Annotated in this window: 16 protein-coding genes; 3 read left to right on the top strand and 13 right to left on the bottom strand. The window is 64.5% G+C overall.

Annotation, left to right across the window (positions count from 1 at the left end; translation table 11 throughout):
- Window positions 1-251 precede the first annotated feature (251 nt).
- The gene (locus XcyCFBP4188_RS22660; protein ID WP_139051532.1) at window positions 252-977 is read left to right on the top strand and encodes a hypothetical protein; all 726 of its coding nucleotides are present in this window, start codon (window positions 252-254) and stop codon (window positions 975-977) included.
- Here the strand turns inward: XcyCFBP4188_RS22660 and XcyCFBP4188_RS16280 are convergent.
- The 3 genes from XcyCFBP4188_RS16280 to XcyCFBP4188_RS16290 form a co-directional block, all read right to left on the bottom strand.
- Entirely contained in the window at window positions 974-1,924 is a 951-nt protein-coding gene (locus XcyCFBP4188_RS16280) for an IS481 family transposase (protein ID WP_104592446.1), read from the bottom strand. The two genes, XcyCFBP4188_RS22660 and XcyCFBP4188_RS16280, sit on opposite strands and share 4 nt — an antisense overlap.
- 204 nt (window positions 1,925-2,128) lie before the next feature.
- Window positions 2,129-4,222 carry a prolyl oligopeptidase family serine peptidase gene (locus tag XcyCFBP4188_RS16285; RefSeq protein WP_043907444.1) on the bottom strand — a complete coding sequence of 698 codons (2,094 nt, stop codon included), beginning with the start codon at window positions 4,220-4,222 and terminating at the stop codon, window positions 2,129-2,131.
- Between the two features lie 71 nt (window positions 4,223-4,293).
- The gene (locus tag XcyCFBP4188_RS16290; RefSeq protein WP_046932863.1) at window positions 4,294-4,605 is read right to left on the bottom strand and encodes a hypothetical protein; all 312 of its coding nucleotides are present in this window, start codon (window positions 4,603-4,605) and stop codon (window positions 4,294-4,296) included.
- Between the two features lie 245 nt (window positions 4,606-4,850).
- Between XcyCFBP4188_RS16290 and XcyCFBP4188_RS16295 the strand changes: the two genes are divergently transcribed.
- Window positions 4,851-5,420 (top strand): lipocalin family protein, encoded by a 570-nt coding sequence (locus XcyCFBP4188_RS16295; RefSeq protein ID WP_006451608.1) that lies wholly within the window; start codon window positions 4,851-4,853, stop codon window positions 5,418-5,420.
- 78 nt (window positions 5,421-5,498) lie between these two features.
- Here the strand turns inward: XcyCFBP4188_RS16295 and XcyCFBP4188_RS16300 are convergent, their stop codons facing one another.
- Complete coding sequence (locus XcyCFBP4188_RS16300) at window positions 5,499-6,464, bottom strand: helix-turn-helix transcriptional regulator (RefSeq protein ID WP_006451607.1); 966 nt, start codon at window positions 6,462-6,464, stop codon at window positions 5,499-5,501.
- A 340-nt stretch (window positions 6,465-6,804) separates the two neighbouring features.
- On the opposite strand from XcyCFBP4188_RS16300, the gene XcyCFBP4188_RS16305 reads away from it, so the two are divergent.
- Window positions 6,805-7,605, top strand: coding sequence for a DUF481 domain-containing protein (locus tag XcyCFBP4188_RS16305; protein ID WP_104592447.1), 801 nt, complete (start codon window positions 6,805-6,807; stop codon window positions 7,603-7,605).
- A gap of 186 nt (window positions 7,606-7,791) precedes the next feature.
- On the opposite strand, the gene hemC is transcribed toward XcyCFBP4188_RS16305, so the two are convergent.
- The 9 genes from hemC to XcyCFBP4188_RS16355 all read right to left on the bottom strand — a co-directional run bounded on the left by hemC (window position 7,792) and on the right by XcyCFBP4188_RS16355 (window position 18,917).
- Window positions 7,792-8,706, bottom strand: a complete 915-nt coding sequence (gene hemC, locus XcyCFBP4188_RS16310; protein ID WP_006451605.1) for a hydroxymethylbilane synthase — start codon at window positions 8,704-8,706, stop codon at window positions 7,792-7,794.
- Between the two features lie 114 nt (window positions 8,707-8,820).
- Window positions 8,821-9,552 (bottom strand): LytR/AlgR family response regulator transcription factor, encoded by a 732-nt coding sequence (locus XcyCFBP4188_RS16315; RefSeq protein ID WP_104592448.1) that lies wholly within the window; start codon window positions 9,550-9,552, stop codon window positions 8,821-8,823.
- Between the two features lie 30 nt (window positions 9,553-9,582).
- Entirely contained in the window at window positions 9,583-10,635 is a 1,053-nt protein-coding gene (locus XcyCFBP4188_RS16320) for a sensor histidine kinase (RefSeq protein WP_006451603.1), read from the bottom strand.
- Window positions 10,636-10,639: 4 nt separating this feature from the next.
- Window positions 10,640-11,305 (bottom strand): alpha/beta hydrolase, encoded by a 666-nt coding sequence (locus tag XcyCFBP4188_RS16325; protein WP_006451602.1) that lies wholly within the window; start codon window positions 11,303-11,305, stop codon window positions 10,640-10,642.
- Window positions 11,306-11,464: 159 nt separating this feature from the next.
- The gene (mdoH, locus tag XcyCFBP4188_RS16330; protein WP_046932864.1) at window positions 11,465-13,402 is read right to left on the bottom strand and encodes a glucans biosynthesis glucosyltransferase MdoH; all 1,938 of its coding nucleotides are present in this window, start codon (window positions 13,400-13,402) and stop codon (window positions 11,465-11,467) included.
- Window positions 13,403-13,730: 328 nt separating this feature from the next.
- Window positions 13,731-13,871, bottom strand: coding sequence for a hypothetical protein (locus XcyCFBP4188_RS22895; RefSeq protein WP_155767036.1), 141 nt, complete (start codon window positions 13,869-13,871; stop codon window positions 13,731-13,733).
- Window positions 13,872-14,360: 489 nt separating this feature from the next.
- The gene (locus XcyCFBP4188_RS16345) at window positions 14,361-16,010 is read right to left on the bottom strand and encodes a M28 family metallopeptidase (RefSeq protein ID WP_104592465.1); all 1,650 of its coding nucleotides are present in this window, start codon (window positions 16,008-16,010) and stop codon (window positions 14,361-14,363) included.
- Window positions 16,011-16,184: 174 nt separating this feature from the next.
- On the bottom strand, window positions 16,185-17,168 hold the full coding sequence (locus tag XcyCFBP4188_RS16350) for a GGDEF domain-containing protein (RefSeq protein ID WP_043911058.1): 984 nt from the start codon (window positions 17,166-17,168) through the stop codon (window positions 16,185-16,187).
- 264 nt (window positions 17,169-17,432) lie between these two features.
- Window positions 17,433-18,917, bottom strand: coding sequence for a SulP family inorganic anion transporter (locus tag XcyCFBP4188_RS16355; protein ID WP_006452889.1), 1,485 nt, complete (start codon window positions 18,915-18,917; stop codon window positions 17,433-17,435).
- Window positions 18,918-19,029: the final 112 nt, after the last annotated feature.

Below are 19,029 nucleotides of genomic sequence, written 5' to 3' on the forward strand. Positions count from 1 at the left end.
GTGTTCGATCAGAGAAAATTGTGCTGGCGTGATCTCCATGCTCAATAGTTTAATCGCTCGGGCCATTAGTGTTAACAGGCCCTAGATTACCCCCTAAATCGCCGGTAGCTAGTGATGAGACGTTCAAAACCATTAAAGCAAAGGAAACTTCGGACACATATAAAAATGTTCCGAACGTCGTAGGTATCATCGACACTCTCGGCCCGCACTGGGATGTCCGAGACGGCCCACGTGATTGGAGTTCTGAACTCATGGTGCGTTGTTCGGATGGCCTTGTCCGGCGCTATCCGACCTTTGAAGGCGTCCCAAAGTCACATTACCTAGGTCAAATCGCAGAGGGATTAATTTACAGTGCGCCCTCGGATTCGGTAACTCGACGCTTCGGTGGTGTGGAGGCGACAAATGACCATCAGCAGGCATTCATGGTAAATGGCTATGCTGTCAGCCCGATACGCATTGGGTCGTTCGACGCATATCCGATTCCTAATGGCAAATTTATGGTGCTGCAACCTACTTTTCGTGACTGTTCCTTTGCATGCGAATTAATGATGAGGTTGGACCATCATAAAATCTCAGTTGATGGCAACAGCGGCCCCATGGATAAGGGTAGGCGGAGGGATATGCCCGAGATTGCATCATCGTTAAGTGCAAACACCGGGATGGAGCCTGTTTTGCTTGAATACGAAAACGTTAGCTATAAAAAAAGCCTAATGGGAGGTTTGCATGAGACCCGAAGGGATGCGCTGCGCGATCTTGGAAAAAAGATCAACGAAATGGGTTCTTGCATATTCTCTAAAGGCGGGCATGTTTTAATGCTCGATGGCGTGAGGGAGCACAGGGGGAAATTTTACTTGAGCATAAGGGAGCCATTCCATGGAGAAGCTATTGAATTCAAAGATACAAAAGATTTTTTTAGAACTGATAATGGCGTGAAAGATAAAGTTAGTTTTAAAGCAATTTTTCTGAAAAAACCTTAGATGTTCAGTCCCGGCATTAGATGGATCGGGTTCACATTGAACCGCTCGGGCTCGGATGCCCACTGTTTGCAGATGAATTCGTACGGTGTCAGACCCTTCAGGGCTTTGAGTCTGCGAGCGTAGTTGTAGGCGTCGATGAAGTTGGCCAAATGCTGTTGCAGTTGTGCGTGATCGTCGTAGTGGAAGCGTTTGACAGTGGCTTCCTTGATGGTCCGGTTCATCCGCTCGACCTGCCCGTTGGTCCAGGGATGCTTAACCTTGGTCAAGCGATGTTCGATGCCGTGCTCCTCGCAGACGCGACTGAAGAGATGCACGAAGGCGTAGCGGTCGGAACTGCGGTTGGTGAACTGGATGCCGTTATCCGTCAGAACCGTATGCAGGGTGTAGGGCACCGCCTGAATCACATTGCGCAGGAACTGCGCTGCAACCAGCTTGTTGGTCGAGGGATGAAGCTCGGTGAGCGCAAACTTGGACGTTCTGTCGATGGCCACGAACAGATAGAGCTTGCCCTGGGCCGTCTGCAGCTCTGCGATGTCGATGTGGAAGTAGCCAATCGGATAGTGCTTGAATTGCTGTTTGGCAGGTTTGTCGCCTTTGATGTCGGGTAAGCGCGAGGTACCATGGCGCTGCAGACAGCGGTGCAATGATGAGCGCGTCAGATGCGGGATGCTCGGCTGCAATGCGTAGAGACAGTCGTCCAGCGGCAGCAATGTGTGCCTGCGGAAGGCGACGATCGCCGCCTCATCCTCAATGGACAACACCGTGGAGCGCGGGTGCGTCGGCCCAGTTGGCAGATCCGCAACCGAACTGCGCTTCTTCCACTTCGCCACCGTCTTTTGATTGATGCCGTAGCGCTTGGAAAGCGTTCTCAGGCTCTCTTGACTATGTTGTATCGCTCGACGGATCGCCTCTGTCGTGCTGGCGCTCCCATGCAGAACCTGGCCCATCGTGCTTCCTTCCATTCGATGGAAAATAATGCACCATCAAAGCCTGGGATCAAACATCCTAAGAGGTATCCGCTAACAGTCTGGGTGAGCGCCGATCTGGATGCTGGCGATCAGATGTCCGTCCTTTTTGAATCCCTGATGAGATGAAGTTTTCCTGGCGAAACGAACGTAACTCGATTGACAGAACCACTTCCGGTCGACGACTCAATCCGCCAACCGCTCCCACAGGAAGCTGTACGCCAGCGCCGCCATATGCGCCGCCTGCGCATTGTTGGCCGCACCGCCGTGTCCACCTTCGATGTTTTCGTAGTAGGTCACGTCCTTGCCGGCCTCGATCATCTTGGCTGCCATCTTGCGCGCGTGGCCCGGATGCACCCGGTCATCGCGGGTGGACGTCAGGAAGATCACCGGCGGATAGGTCTTTTTCGGGTCGAACAGGTGATACGGCGAGAAGGTCTGGATGAACTTCCAGTCGTCGGTATCCGGGTTGCCGTATTCGGCCATCCACGACGCGCCGGCCAGCAGATGGCTATAGCGCTTCATGTCCAGCAGTGGCACCTGCACCACCACCGCACCGAACAGCTCCGGATACTGCGTGAGCATGTTGCCGGTCATCAGGCCGCCGTTGCTGCCGCCCTGCACGCCCAGATGCTTGGTCGAGGTGATCTTGCGCGTGACCAGGTCCTTGGCCACCGCAGCCATGTCTTCGTAGGCCTTGTGGCGGTTCTGCTTGAGCGCGGCCTGGTGCCAGCGCGGGCCGTATTCGCCACCGCCACGGATGTTGGCCACCACGTAGACGCCGCCCTTTTCCAGCCAGGCGCGGCCCATTGAGCCGGAATAATTCGGCGTCATCGAAATCTCGAAACCGCCGTAGCCGTACAGCAGCGTCGGTGCACTGCCGTCGAGCTTCAGGTCCTTGGGACGCACCAGGAAATACGGCACGCGGGCGCCGTCCTTGCTGGTGGCAAAGTGCTGTTCGATGCTGTCCTTGCCGGCATCGAAGAACGCCGGCATGGTCTTGAGCGGTTGCGGCGCGCTGCCCACCTCCACCCACGACAACGTGGTCGGGGTCAGATAATCGGTGACGGTCAACCACAGCGCGTCGCTGTCGTCGCTGTCCACCGCGCTGACATCGACGGTACCAAACGCCGGCGCACCGACGAAGGCGCTCTTCTTCCAGCCATCCTGCGAGGGGGTGACCACGCTCAGGCGATTCTTGACGTCCTCCAGCACGTTCAACACCAGGTGCGACTTGGTCCAGGCGATGCCGGCCAACGAGGTGGTGTCGGTGGGCTCGAACAGCACATCGAAGTTGCGCTTGCCCGCCATGAAGTCGTCAAACCGCGTCGCCAGCAACGAGCCGGCCTTGTAGGTCTTGCCGCCCACCGTCCACGGGTCGCGCAGTTCCAGCGTCAGCCATTCGCGCTTGACCGCCTTGCTGGCCGAGTTGGGCGCATCCACCTTGACCAGCTTGCCGTCGGCACCCTTGAAATACAGCTCTTCGTTGTAGAAGGCCAGCGTGCGGCTGACGAAATCGCGCTCGAATCCAGGCGTGTCGTCGTGCATCGCGGCGATGTACATATCGGTCGGCTTGCCTTCGTACACCACCGTGGCTGCGCTCAACGGGGTGCCGCGCTTCCACTGCTTGGCGATGCGCGGGTAGCCGGAGCTGGTCAGCGCGCCGGGGCCGAAATCGGTGTAGACGTAGACGGTGTCTTTATCGACCCAGCCCAGCCCGCCCTTGGCTTCCGGTCGGAAGAAGCCGTCCTTGACCCACTGCTTGCCAGCCAGATCGAACTCGCGGGTGACATCGGCATCGGCACCGCCGCGCGACAGCGCAATCAGGCAACGCTGGTACTCCGGGCGCAGGCAGTCGGCGCCGTGCCAGACCCAGTTCTCGCCTTCGGCCTTGTTGAGCGCATCCAGATCCAGCACGGTTTCCCACTTGGGCGCCGGCTTGCGGTATTCGTCCAGCGTGGTGCGCCGCCACAGCCCGCGCTCGTGCTGCTTGTCCTTCCAGAAGTTGTAGTAGTACGGGCCGATCTTCTGGACGCCGGGAATCTTGGCGTCCGAATCCAGCACTTCGCGGATGCTGGTTTCCATCTGCGTGAACGCCGGCGTAGCGGCCAGCCGCGCTTCGGTCTTGGCGTTTTGCGCCTTCACCCACTCCAGCGGTTTGGCGCCGGTGACATCTTCCAGCCAGGCGTAGGGATCGTTGGACACGGCGGTTTCCTCTGCAGAGACGGCGCCAGCGGTGATCAGGCCGGCAACCAGGCAGATCGAGGCGAGTTTGGACATGAATTTTCCGGGAGAACGAGCGGACGGCCGGACCGTAGCACAGCCCTCCGCCCGCCCGACCCTGCCGAAGGTCAGGCCGCGCGCGCCTCTGGCGCGGTTCGCGAAGCGTTGCGTCGGCGCTGCGCCTGTGGCCCGCGCCGACGTGGCGCCGCGCGCCGCGTGCCGGGCCGCAGCAGGGTCGGCAACGCGAACCGGTGCAGGCTCCACCAGGCCAGCATCGGCATGCCGACCAGCCACAGCGGCAGCCAGCCGATCCACTCGCTGTGGCCGCGCGCGGCCGGCCACACCAGCACCAGGGCCAGCCCGGCCAGGGCAATCTGCCGGACCGGGCGCAGCACGCGCGGGTCGGGACGTTCGGAACGAGCGGTAGGACGATGCGACATGGCGGCACTCCGTGGCAGGTAAGGATCACAACAGGCCGGCAGGATTGCCTGCGTCCATCTCACCGACTGCGACCTGGGCGCGGCGCGGCGGAGACGGATGCGATTGCCGCCACCAATCCAGGCACCTGCGCCCCCCGCTCAGGCGGGCAAAACGCAGCCACCGACGCCAGACACGACCGTTGACGCGAACTTGCCCCCTGCATGAGGTAGTGTGCTGACCCAACCGCCCCTTTCGTGATGTTGCGATGCGCCTGACCGTTTCGATCGCCCTCGCTTTCCTGCTCGTCCTCGGCCTGCCGGTGGCGCATGCCAAGGACACACCAACCGACGAACCAGCGGTCGATCTGTCCAAGATCATGGGCACCTGGTACGTGATTGCGCGCATGCCCAACCCGGTGGAACGCGGTCATGTCACCAGCCGCGACGAGTACACCCTGGTCGAAGACGGCAAGGTGGCGGTGCGCTATCTGTATCGCGACGGTTTCGGCGAGCCGGAAAAAGAAGTCAGCGCACGCGCCTCGGTAGACGCGGAGAGTGGCAACCGCGACTGGCGGGTGTGGTTCTACAAGGTCATCCCGGCCAAGCAACGCATCCTGGAAATCGCACCGGACGGTTCCTGGATGTTGATCTCCTACCCCGGCCGCGACCTGGCCTGGATCTTCGCGCGCAAGCCGGACATGAGCCGCGACCAGTACCGCAAGCTGGTCGACAAGATGCGCGACGATTATTCGATCTACACCGACAAGCTCAAGCGCGTGCCGCAGTTGCGCGAGCAGGTGGACCGCCTGGGCTTTGAAGTGCCGAACAAGCGCTGAGTGCACGCGTAGGGCGGTGGTTTCTGCACGCCGTCCGCAGCCGCTTGACGAGTGCGCGTTACGTCCTGCGCGCCACGCTCAGTCGTAATTGCTCAGCGCCAGCGACAGCAGCGCCTTGGCCTGTTCGCGCAACGACACCGGCTCGACGATTTCCGCATCCGAGCCGTAGTGCAGCACGTCCATCAGCAGTTCGCGTGAGTTGCTGTACGGCACTTTGAGCTCGTAACGGCCGTCGGGCAAAAAGCGCCCCTGCTGCTTGGAATGCCAGTGCTCGTCGGCGACCCAGCGCGCGGCCTTGGCACTGAAGGCGATCGTCGCCCAGCCTTTTGGCGCACCCGAAAAAATGCCGTAGCTGGCCGCCAACTGCTCGTCCAGCTCGCTGTCGGGCACATCGCGCGGCACGGTTTCGAGCAGGCGCGCGTGATTGATGCGGTCCACCGCAAAACTGCGTACGCCGTCGCGGCCGTGATCCCAGGCGTCCAGATACCAGTTGTCGCGGTAATGGGTGATGCGCTGCGGGGAGACGATGCGCTTGGTCGATTCGTCGGTGGAGCGTGCGCGGTAGTCGAAGCTCAGCTGCTTGCGCTCCAGCACGCCAGAGGCCACGGTGCGGAAGCTCGCCTCATCCAGCTTGCGCCCGCGGTGCGGAATCACCCGCACCCGATCCACCGGCCATTGCGAGACACCGGCCTGGGCGGCCAGCAGCCCTTCGATGCGTTGCTGCAGCGGCGCCAGCATCGACGACAACACCCCGCCGCCGGTACGCGCGAGCAATTGCTGCGAGGCCAGCAGCGCGTGCAATTCTTCCGAACTCAACCACAGGCCGGGCAACTCGAAGCGGTCGCTTTCGCCGGACAGATAGCGGAAGCCGGATTCGCCATCGCCCTCCACCGGCGCCATCAGCGCATCGCGCAGAAAGGCCAGATCGCGATACACGGTTGCGCGGGAACAGCTCAGCTCATCCTGCAGCCGCGCCACCGTCACCGGGTAGCGCGCCGACTTGAGCAAGCGATGCAGGGAGTTGATGCGTTCGTAGCGGTCCATGCGTGGATTATGTCCGAGTCTTTGCGCGGCAGGGTGAGCGCGGATGGGCAGAAGCGACGATGGCCGGCCGGCTGCATGCGCAGACCCGCGCAGGGCCGGCCTTGCTGCGGTGTTGCATCGCTCCTGCAAGTGACACTCGCGATAGTGGCACGCTCGATCGCCGTGCGCCTGATCGGGATGCGCCGGCTTGGCCCGATAAGGCCGATCGGGTGCCATCGGCGACTACCGACCGAACCGCCAATAAAGCGCGGCGTTCACCTAGTCATGACGTAGCCGCCCAGTCCGTTATCATGAAATCGCTTCCACCTCTTTCGCCCCTGCCTTCCAAAGCGAGCCGCCCATGCCCCGCCGTGCCCCGTTGTCTGCCCTGCTGCAGCTGTTGTTGATCACGCCTACTGTCTGGGCCCAGGCAGTTGCACCGGCGCCGGTGGACCCCGCTGCCGCTGTGATGCCGTCGCCGTGGAGCGGGAGTAGTGGCGAGCTCGGCTACGCCGCCGCCCACGGCAACAGCACCACCGACAGCCTCAATGGCCGGGTCCGCTTGCGCTATACCGACGGCGACTGGATCCACAGCCTGGACGCCACCGCGCTGCGCTCCAGCTCGGAATACACAAATACCAACGACGACGGCAGCACCGAACGCGAGCGCCAGACCACCGCCGAACGCTACACCGGCAGCGTGGGCAGTGCGTTGCAGCTGGGCGAACACCGCCAGCTCACCGCCACCGGCCGTTACGAACACGACGACTTCGCCACCTACGACCGTCTGGCCACCTTCGGTATCGGTTACGGCACGCGGCTGATCAACGCCGACCGTTTTTATCTGGATGCACAGGTGGGCCCGGGTATCCGCCGCGCGCACAACAGCGACGAAGATCGCAACGAGACCGGCCTGATCGGGCGCGGCCTGTTCGACCTCAAATACACCGTCACCGACAACACCGATCTGATCAACACGCTGCTGGTGGAATCGGGCGAATACAACACCTATGCGCAGAACGATTTCGGCGTGCAGGTCAGCATGAACTCGCACTTTGCGCTCAAGGCCGCGTGGCAGATGCGCCACAACAGCGAGGTCAGCGAAGGCGACAAGAAGACCGACACGCTGACCACGGTCAACCTGGTCTACACGTTCAAGTAGGAGCGGCCTTGGCCGCGATGGGGCTTTATCGGTAATGCCCTGTCGCGGCCAGGTCCGCTCCTACGAAACGCGATTACCGGGTGTATGCAGCATCGAGGCGGTGAGCTTGGGCGTTTGCGTATCGGGGCCGGCGTCGAAGCCTGTCGCGTTACAGATCAACGCCTGCGTCGCAGGTTGCCGGCTGCGTCACAGCTCCGCCAACAATTGCGCGGCGCCCTTGTCGAACAGGCCTTGTGCGACCAGGCGGCCGAGTGATTCGGTGTCCTCGGCACTGCCGTGCGCCTCGGCGTGGATCAGGCGTCCGTCGCTAGCGCTGCCGACCATGCCCTGCAGAAATAATCCGTCGCCTTCCCAGCGCGCGAAGGCGGCTACCGGCACATGGCAGCTGCCATGCAACGCACGATTCATCGCCCGCTCGGCTTCTACGCAGGCGCGGGTGCGGCCGGCATCCAGCACCGCCAGCAGGCCGTGGATGTGCGCATCGTCGCCACGGCATTCCACCGCCACTGCGCCCTGGGCAGGTGCCGGCAACCACTCCGGCACGTCCAGCCGTGCGGTGATGCGCGCATCGAACCCGAGCCGCTGCAAACCGGCGCAGGCCAGCACGATGGCGTCGTAACCGCCGTTGTCGAGTTTGGCCAGGCGGGTGTTGACGTTGCCGCGCAGGTCGATCAGTTCCAGATCCGGGCGTGCGGCGCGCAACTGCGCCTGGCGCCGCAGCGACGAGGTGCCCACGCGCGCGCCCAGCGGCAACGCCTGCACGGTGGCATAAAGGTTGGACACCAGCGCATCGGCCGCATCGCCACGCTCCATGATCGCCGGCAGCACGAACGGCGCGTCCAGTTCCATTGGCACGTCCTTGAGCGAATGCACCGCGCAATCGGCCTCGCCGCGCAGCATCGCCAGCTCCAGTTCCTTCAGGAACAGGCCCTTGCCGCCGATCGCGGCCAGCGAGCGGTCCAGCACTTCGTCGCCGCGGGTGCTCATCGGCACCAGCACGACCTCCAGCCCGGGATGGTGCTGGCGCAGCGCGGTGGCGACGTGTTCGCTCTGCCAAAGGGCGAGCGGGCTCTTGCGGGTGGCGATGCGGAGCGTGGTCATCCCGCCATTATCCCGGACCGGGCGCGTAACGCCTACCTGGAGCGCAAGCGCGCACCACGCGGCACCCGCGCCGCTGACGGCCAACGGATCTCATCACACCCGGCATGACGCGCCCTAACGCAATTGCTCGCGCAGGCTGGCCACGCAGCGGCGGCTCACTTCCAGGGGTTGCGGCACATTGCGCAGCACTGCGTGCACCTGGCCATCGCCGCTGCGGCGCAGTTCCACCAGCTCGGCGCGCGCGACCAGGCAGTTGCGATGGATGCGCACCAGGCGGTCGGCGAATTCGTCTTCCAGCGATATGAGCGACTCTTCGATCAGGTCCTCGCCACGGGTGTGGTGGACGATGACGTACTTCTCTTCGGCCTGTAGGTAGCGGATGTCGCCGATGGCAATCAGCCGCAGACTGCCGCGCAGACGGGCACACAAATGCGTGCGTAGCGGTGGCGGGGTGGCGCTGGGCGCGCGCCCGGCCAGAAAGGTCGCCACCTTGTCCAGTGCGGCGGCCAGGCGCTCCGGGCGCACCGGCTTCATCAGGTAATCCAGTGCGGCGGCGTCGAAGGCCGACAGTGCGTGCTGGTCGTAGGCGGTGCAGAACACCACCGCCGGCGGTTGCTGACCTTGGCGCAGCAGGCGCGCGGTTTCCAGGCCGTCGACGCCGGGCATGGCGATGTCCAGCAGCACCAGGTCCGGATGCAGGTGCTGGCATTGCTGTAGCACCTGCTGGCCGTTTTCGGCCTCGCCGATCACCTCGACGTGCGGATGTTCGCCCAGCAGCATGCGCAGGCGCTCGCGCGCCAGCGGCTCGTCATCGGCGATCAGCACCCGCACTTGCGTGGCCGTCATGGACTCCCCCTCGCTGCCGTGACTTTCCCCTCACGGCAGCGGCAATGTGATCTCACAGGCATAGTAGCCTTCAGCCCAGCTGGCCGCCATCCGTGCCCCGGCCCCGAACTGAAACGCCAGCCGGTGCGAGATGCTGGCCTGGGCGTGCCCGGCGCCGGCAAGCAGCGGCAACTGCGTACCCGGTTGCGGGGCCGGATTGACGATGCGGATCTGCAACTGGTTGCCGCGCTGGCGCAACGACAGGTACAGCGTGCCGCCCTCGGGCAGGCGCGAAATCCCGTGCAATACCGCATTTTCCACCAGCGGTTGCAGCACCAGGCGCGGCATCGGCAATTCCCACGGCAAGGGTTCCTGGCGATGCCAGCGCACCTGCAGGCGGTCGCCCAGGCGCAGCGATTCGATCGCCAGATAGCGCTCGGCCAGTTCGCATTCGGCGCGCAAGGTGGACAGGCCTTCGCCGGCACCGAGCGCGGCGCGGAACAGATCCGACAGATCCAGCACTGCCTGCTCGGCCACCACCGGGTCGCGCCGCAACAGGCTGGCGATCAGATTCATGCTGTTGAACAGAAAATGCGGGCGGATGCGCGCCTGCAAGGCATCGGCCTGCGCGCGCGCATTGGCCTGCACCTGCGCTTCCCAGCGGTCGCTGACATAGAAATAGCGCAGCGCCAGCGCGGTGATCAGCACCACCGTGGCCGCACTGCCGAGGGTGAACCGCCAGAAGCCCACCAACGGCCCCAACGGCGCCTGCCCGAGTACCGCATACAGGCCGTGCACGATGCCGGCGCCGAGCATCGCCACGACGGCGGCGATCGATAACGCAGTCAAGCCGCCCAGCTTGGGCGGCAGCCGCGACAGGCTGGGCCGCAAGACGCATAGCAGCACGGTGACGGCCAGCGCCAACCACAACGCCAGACCGCTGGCCGACACGAAACGCGACAGCGTGATGCTGCGCGCCGCGCCGACATCGGGCACCAGCGTCACCACCAGCACCACCAGTTCGGCCAGCCCCAGCATCGCGCCCAATCGTGGCAGCCGGCACAGGTCCGGCATCCAGGCGATCTGTGGCGCGCGCGGGGCCATGCACTCAGGCGGCGGTGAAGCGCGCCTGCATCCAGTTGCGCAGCGCCTCGATCTCTTCCAGGCAGACCTGATGTCCCATCGGGTAGGTGTGCCATTCCAGTTCAAAGCCGAGCGTGCGCAAGGTCTGTGCGCTCTGTTCGCCGGCACCGAACGGCACCACCGGGTCGGCGCTGCCATGCGCCATGAACACCGGTTGGCGGGTGGCAGCCGGCTGCAACTGGCTGGCGGCGGCTGTCGGGTCGGGCAGATAGGTCGACAGGGCGATCAGCCCGGCCAGCGCAACGCTGCGCTGCAGACCGACCGCCAGGGTCACTGCGCCACCCTGCGAGAAGCCGGCCAGCAGGATGCGCTCGGGGGCGATGCCGCGGGTCTGCTCATGGGCGATCAATGCCTCGATCTGGGCCACCGATTCGGCAATGCCGGCCTTGTCGGCACGATGTGCGAAATCCATGCCGACGATGTCGTACCAACCGCGCATGCGCACGCCGTTGTTGATGGTGATCGGGCGGATTGGCGCGTGCGGGAACACGAAGCGCAGCGCCGGCCAATGCGGGCGCACCAGTTCCGGCACCATCGGGGCGAAGTCGCTGCCATCGGCACCCAGGCCGTGCAGCCACAGCACGGTCCACTGCGGGTTCGGTCCGGTCTCGCGTTCGATCACTTCCAACATCGTCCAGCTCCGCTTGCGGGCTGGGCATTATGCCTTGCGAAATCGGCCGGCCCGATCACGCAGCGGGCAAGCCACGCGTGGCGATCGGTCCGGGCGTGCCTTGAGCGGCCTGCCAGGCACGACCTGCATGCGCGGCAGGCCGCGCGCAACGTGCCGCGCTCAGATCAGCGAGGGCTCCAGCGCGGCGGCGCGGCGCAGTTCGGCCGCACGCACCAGCACCTTGGGCGGGTCGAGTTCTTCGGGAATGCAGAAGATGCCGGCCCGCCGCAGACCCAGGCCGGTGCGGCGCAACGAGGTCAGCGCCACCACCGGAATGGACAAGGCCATACCGATAATCACCGGCGCCATCCAGGCCGCCAGCGACGGCGAGACCACGTAGGCCATCGAGCCCATGAACAGGCCGAAGATGGTCAGCCCGCCGTAGCTGCGCAGCAGCGCCGGCCACGCCAGCTTGCCGTCGTCGCGCACCTGCGCATCCCAACCCGAATCCTTGCCGGCCAGCACTTCGAACACGCCGCGCGACTGCAGATACATCACCACCGGCGCCATCAGGGCCGCCAACACGGTTTCCAGCAGGATGCTCAGCATGGCGCGAAACGCCCCGCCGCAGGCACGCAGTTCGCGCGGGTTGAGCAGCAGTGCGATATAGCCCAGCAGCTTGGGCGCCAGCAGCACGAACATGGTGCAGGCGAAAATCCAGATCGCGTTGCCTTCGCTGCTGCCGTGCCAATAGCGCGCAGGCGAGAACGGCAGGCCCTGGGCCAGGTCGATGCCGGCCCCGGCCAGCGGAATGCCGATGCCGATCAGCATCAACATGCCCCACATCGGCGCGGTGAAGTAATGCCCGATGCCGATCATCATGTGCATGCGGCTGATCCAGTGCAGCCCCTTGGCGCCGACGACCTTGGCATGCTGCAGGTTGCCCTGGCACCAGCGACGGTCGCGGATCAGCAGGTCGGTCAGCGTGGGCGGGCCTTCTTCGTAGCTGCCCTGCAGGTACGGCACCATGTGCATGGCCCAGCCGCCCCGCCGCATCAGCGCCGCTTCGACAAAATCGTGGCTGAGCACATGCCCGCCGAACGGCTTGCGCCCGCGCAGCGCCGGCAGGCCGGCGTGATCGGCGAAGGCCTGGGTGCGGATGATGGCGTTGTGGCCCCAGTAATTGCTCTCGGCGCCATGCCACCAGGCCACACCAAACGCGATGATCGGCCCGTACACGCGGCCACCGAACTGCTGCATGCGGGCAAACAGGGTCTGCCCGTTGACCACCGCCGGCAGGGTCTGGATCAGCCCCACATCCGGGTTGTTTTCCATGCCGGCGACCAGCCGCACGATGGTGTCGCCGGTCATCACACTGTCGGCGTCCAGGATCAGCATCTGCGGGTAGCTGCCGCCGAAACGACGCACCCAGTCGGCCACGTTACCGGCCTTGCGCGCGGCGTTGTCGGCACGGCGGCGGTAAAAGATGCGCCCATGTCCGTCGACGCGATCGCACAGCTCGTTGTAGACCAGTTCTTCGGCAGCGCCGATGTGTTCGCGGGTGGTGTCGCTGAGTACGAAGAAGTCGAAATGTTCCAGCTGGCCGGTCTCTGCCACCGATTCGTAGATCGCCTGCAGGCCGGCCAGCAGCCGGCGCGGGTCTTCGTTGTAGGTGGGCATCAGCAACGCAGTGCGCGTGTGCAATGTCGGCAGCGGTGCATCCGGGTCGATGCCGAGCTTGCGTCCGGCGCGCGCCACCACGGTGACAAAGCCGGCCACCGCGCTGGCGAAGGACATCGCGATCCAGGCAAACAACAGTATGAACAGCCCGAGCAGACAGCCTTCCAGCACGCTGATGCCGCCGGGCCACAGCACGCTGAGCATCACCCACACCGCCACGGCAGTGGTGGCGAAGGTGCCGCCGATCAGATAGAAACGCCGCACGCCGATACCCACCGGCGCAGTGCGCTGATGCGGCACCTGCAGGCTGCCTTTGCGCAGGTCTTGTTCGGGCATCGCCAGCGGCGCTTCGGGCGGCAGCGTGGGCTGGCCGGCGTCGAGGGCGGACATGGAAGGAAATTCGGTAGGTGCGGGAGAAGAAGTCACAATGCCGTCCATCAAGGCTGCCCGTCGCGCGAAGGCGACAGCGCGAGCTGAAACGGGAGATCCATCCCCGCTATGTAAAATGCCGTTGCCACACGCACCGTGTCGTGGGCGAGCCCGACGGTGTGCGACCACGTCGCAGGTTTGGCAGCTCTAAGACCACTCCGATGCACAAGCTCTCCTGGCTGCAACTTCACGTCGCGGCTCATCCTAAAGAATCGATCGTTAAGGAAGCGAAGGCCGCTTTCTGTCGTCTTCGCCCCACCCGACGAGGACAGCGCGGCAGACTACGCCGCAGCGACCGAACACAACCCCAACAGATTGCAGCCTGACGCGCGCGCTGTCACGGGCGGCGAACCACACTGTCGTGTAAGACGACTGCAAGTGATGTGCCAGGAAGTGCAATCGGTTGCATCGCCGGCGTGATGACGCTGGCGATCGCGCCGATGACGCTGACCGGAACTGAAGGCAGCGTGCGCGTCATGGTCTATCCGAATCAGCGATGTGGGTCCTGCACCAACTTCAATGCAGGCAACGAACGGTGCGTTCCGCGCAAGCTCATCACTTCAAGACAACCAGGATTTCGAGTCGTTGCGTCGTTTAGGTGCGATCAAAAGCTTGGTTGGTCGAGTGCGCGGTGCCCTCGCCGCTCGCGGGACACGCCGTGAATCCATCCGTGGAGGCTCGGTGGCGGCATCCATGCCGCCACACGGTCCCGCAATCGGCGAGGACACCGCACCAGAAAGTTAGTCGGTTGCTTTGTTGAAACCACGCACACCGACCATCTCAATTGGTCCTTGCCCGCCCACCGTCGCGGGACCTTACGCGGCATGAATGCCGCGTAAGAGCTTACATGGACGTACTTGCAGCGTGTCCCGCGAGGGTGGGCGGGCAAGGGCCCTGCAGCCAAGCCGCAGCCCTATCGCTCTAGATTGGTCGGCAATGGGATGAAAGCTGTCCGTCGCACCCCCTCTTACTTGCGTGCGGCCTCGCTGGCATCGCGGGTGGCGCGGAACTCCGAGTCGTTGCTCCAGTTGGGCCACTGGCGCGAATCGGCCAGCTGCTGGCCCAGCGCATACAGCACGCCCAGATCGCGCGCGGCACCGGCGAAGGTCCAGTCCGGCTTCCACTCGTCGCCCTGCTGGTGATAGCGCTTGGCGGTGTAGTCGTCGGATGCGGCCTTGCCTGCGGCCACGCCGCCCACTTCCCAGTCCTGCCCGGAGGCGTACGACAACGCCGGTACGCCGCGCTTGGCGAAAGAGAAATGATCGGAGCGGAAGAAATACCCCGCCTGCGGCTTGGGATCGGGCGTGTAGCGCAGCTTCCACTGGCCGACCACGCTCTTGAGCTGGTCGAGCAACTCCAGCTTGGCGGTGCCGTAGATGCCGAAATCGCGCGCGGGCACGAACGGGGTCATGCCATCCATGTTGATCACCGCCACCGTGGTGTCCAGCGGGTACAGCGGTTTGGAGGCGTAGAACTCCGAACCCAGCAAGCCCTTTTCTTCGGCGGTCACCGCCAGGAATACCACCGAGCGCTCCGGCTTGGGCCCGGCGGCAAAACCGCGTGCCAGTTCCAGCAACGCCGCAGTGCCGCTGGCGTTATCCAGCGCACCGTTGAAGATGGTGTCGCCGCGTGCGTCCGGCTTGCCCACGCCGATGTGGTCCCAATGCGCGCTGTAGATCAGCGTCTCGTCGGGGCGTTTGCTGCCTTCCAGGCGCGCGACCACGTTGTGCGAGGTGATCACGTCGGACTTGACCTGGTAGCTGGCGCTCAGGCCCTGGCCCTTGAGTTCGACCGGCTTGAAGCCGCGCGTCTGCGCCTGCTTCTTCAAGGTGTCGAAATCCAGCCCGGCATGCTTGAACAACTCGCTGGCCAGATCGCGCTGGATCCAGCCTTCCAGGGTGGGATGCGCGGCGCGCGGGTTGTCGCGCACCACATCGAACATGGTGTTGGTGTTGGAGCTGGCCACCGTGTCCCAGCCGTAAGAGGCCGGCGCGGTTTCGTGCACCACCAGCACGCCGAGTGCGCCCTGGCGCGCGCCTTCTTCGTACTTGTAGGTCCAGCGGCCGTAGTAGGTCATGCCGGCACCGTCGAAGGCGCCATTGCCGGTTTCGAAATCCGGATCGTTGATCAGCACCACCGCGATCTTGCCTTTCAGATCCACGCCCTTGAAGTCGTCCCAGTCGCGCTCCGGCGCCTTGACCCCGTAGCCGACGAACACCAGCGGTGCGTTGGCGATGTCGACGGTGGATGACCCATCCAGCGCAGCGCGGATGGCGATCTGCTTGCCCTGGGTCAGGGTTTGCGGCTTGCCGGCATTCTGCAAAGCGATGGTCGGTGTACCGACGATATCGGCGCGGCGTAGCGGCACCGCCTGGGTCCATGCGCGCTTGCCATCGGTGAGATCGCCACCCGGCTGCAAACCGGCCGCAGCGAACTGCTTGCTCAAATAGGCAATGGTTTTTTCTTCACCGGCGGTAGCCGGGCCGCGGCCTTCGTAGGCATCGGAGGCCAGTTCCTTGACGTCGCGCGAGATGCGCGCGCCATCGAAGGTGGGGGTCGCTGCCATGACTGCAGTCGAGACCGCCATGGCCAGCATTCCCATCGCAAGTCGCTCGATCACGGCTCGCTTCGTCACAACTTGCTTCATCACAGCTCGCTTCACTGCAGCACCCAGGTGTTGTCCAGACAGCCCTGGAGTGTAGCCACTGCGGCGTTTGACCGGGTGTGTGCATTGCCAACGCGGCTGCATCACGCAGCGCGGTACTGCGTTGCCATCCATGGACGACGCAACTCAGAACAGATCGACACTGCCCACTTGCTGGGTGAGATGCTGCATCTGCCCGCTGGCGATCAACTCGGCGTAGACCTCGGCCCGGTTGCGACCGTGCTGCTTGGCCCAGTACAGCGCCTTGTCGGCCTCGTCCATCATCTGGCTGATCAAGCGGCCATGGGTCAATTCGACGATGCCGGTGCTGAGCGTGACCTTGCCCACCTGCGGGAAGGCGTACTCGGCCACCGCCAGCCGGAAGCGCTCGAACAGGCTCACCGCCGTATCGCGGTCCACCCCGCGCAGCACGATCACGAACTCCTCGCCGCCGAAGCGGAACAGCAGGTCGTCCTGACGGAACGCGCGCTGCATCAGCTGGGCAACCAGCAGCAACACCTCGTCACCGTACAGATGGCCGAAGCTGTCGTTGACGCGCTTGAAGTGATCAATGTCCACGATCCCCAGCCACACGCTTTCGCCTGCCGACGCATCCGCCGCAGCGCCTGCGAACAAGCGCAGGATCACATCGTCGAAGGTCTTGCGGTTACGCAGCCCGGTCAGCGCGTCGCGCTGGGCATCGTCGAGCAGGCTGCGGTAATTCTGGAAAAAACGCGCAAAGCCCTGCAGCATCGCCTGCTCGGCGGTGCCGGGAACGCGCGAACCACCCACGCGCAGGCACGTGCGGATGCCGCGCGCTTCCATCATCGGGTAGACCAGCAGTGCACGGCCGTCTTCCTCCAGCTGCACCACATCGCCCGCCCCGCGTGCGTCGGCGAGCTGCGCACGCAGTTGCGCGTCGCGGATCTCGGCCACCGTCAACGACAGCCGGCCGTCCTCGCGCAGCCGGGTTTCGGCCATGGTGCGGCCGTCCGGAGCGATGCGCAGCAGTGAGAGTTCTTCAGCTGCACAGACCTCGCGCACGGTGCGCAGCAGGCTCAGATCGAGCAGATCGGCATCGCGAATGGCGGTCAGGTCCACCATCCGTTCCAGCAGCGGTTCGTTGGTCATCGCCGCGCCATCCCGTGCGCGGACGCCCGCCCGCAGCACCGCTGGCGGCACGCAGGCAGACATCTCGGGCTGGAACGCACTGGCATCACGACGATCACCGGCAATCTTTGATGTCGGTTCATCGGCGCTATTCAGGCGAACTTGAGGTCGCTGCCCGGCCACGCTCAGCCTGCGGCCAGCCAGCCCGGGAGCCGGGTGCGTGTCGGCCGCCTGCGTGTCGGCTATGTGCGGCCAGGCCGAATGCGCCCACCCGCCCTGCCGTGCTCAGGGCAGCGAAGATTCCAGTGCGTCTTCGCCCAGCGCGTGCGCCTGCATCAGCCGCCGGCTGCTGGCGTTCAAGCCTGTGACCTGCACCTCCAGGCCATGGTGACGCAGCCGCTGCACCACCTTGTCCAGCGCCGCCACCGCGGTGATATCCCAGAAATGCGCGCGGCTTACGTCGATCAGCACCGTGCGGCCGGGGACCTGGCGTGCGTCGAAGGCATCGATGAACACGTCGGCCGAGGCGAAGAACACCTGCCCGCGCACGCTGTAGGTGCGCACGCCATTGTCGTCGCTATGGGCGATCTGCAGCAGCCCGGCCACCTTGAAGGTGAAGAACACCCCGCTCAACACCACACCCACCGCCACGCCTGCGGCCAGGTTGTGCGTGAGCAGGGTCACCGCCACGGTGGCCAGCATCACCACGCTGGAGGTGCGCGGATGGGTCACCACGGTGCGCAACGAGCGCCAGTCGAAGGTCTCGGCCGAGACCATCACCATGATCGCCACCAACGCCACCACCGGCACCTGCGAGACCCACGGCTTGAGCGCCACCATCAGGATCAGCAGGAACACGCCGGCAAACAACGTCGACAAGCGCCCACGCCCGCCGTATTTCACGTTGCCCACGGTCTGCCCGATCATGCCGCAGCCGGCAATGCCGCCGAACAGGCTGGCCGCCGCATTGGCGATGCCCAGCCCGGTGCATTCGCGGTTCTTGTCGCTGGGTGTGTCGGTGAGTTCGTCGACCACGCGCGCAGTCATCAGCGATTCGAGAAGGCCTACCATCGCGATGGCCAAGGCCGGCAAGGCGATGATGCGCAAGGTTTCCAGCGTCAACGGCACCGACGGCCATTGCAGGAACGGCAGCGCGTTCGGCAGCTTGCCCAGATCGGCCACGGTCTTCAGCGGCAGATGCAAGGCCGTGCTTGCAACGGTCAGCAGCAGGATGCACAGCAACGGCGAGGGAATCGCCGAGACACCCGGCAGGCGCAGCCGCGGCAGGCCGTAGATGATCGCCAGGCCCACGCCCAACATCGCCCAGGTGGTCAGGTTGGCGCCGTGCAGATGCGGCAGCTGCGCGGCGAAGATCAGCACCGCCAACGCGTTGACGAAACCGGTGCGCACCGAGCTACTGACAAAGCGCATCAGCACGCCCAGCCGCAGCAAGCCGAACAGGATCTGCACCGCACCGGCGAGCAACCCGGCTGCCAGCAGATACGGCAACCCGTGCGTGGCCACCAGCGGTGCGGCCACCAGCGCCACCGAGCCGGCCGCAGCAGAAATCATCGCCGGGCGCCCGCCACAAAACGCAATCACGATCCCGATGACGAACGAGGCGAACAGGCCGACCTGCGGGTCGACGCCGGCCACGAACGCGAACGCGATCACTTCGGGAATCAGGGCAAATGTTGCGACCGCACCGGCCATGAGTTCGCGCGCGGGTGAGGCGCGCCATTGCGCCAGTTCGGCACGCAAGAAGGACATTGGGAAGACACTCCGGGGACAGAAGGGACAGCCTGCGGACACTGCGCAGCGGCAATAGTGTGCGGGAAAGCATCCCCGCCCGCAGCCTGCACGTGATCGGTGCGGCAATGCG

It is taken from the genome of Xanthomonas hortorum pv. cynarae (assembly GCF_002939985.1).
Lineage (GTDB): Bacteria > Pseudomonadota > Gammaproteobacteria > Xanthomonadales > Xanthomonadaceae > Xanthomonas > Xanthomonas hortorum_D.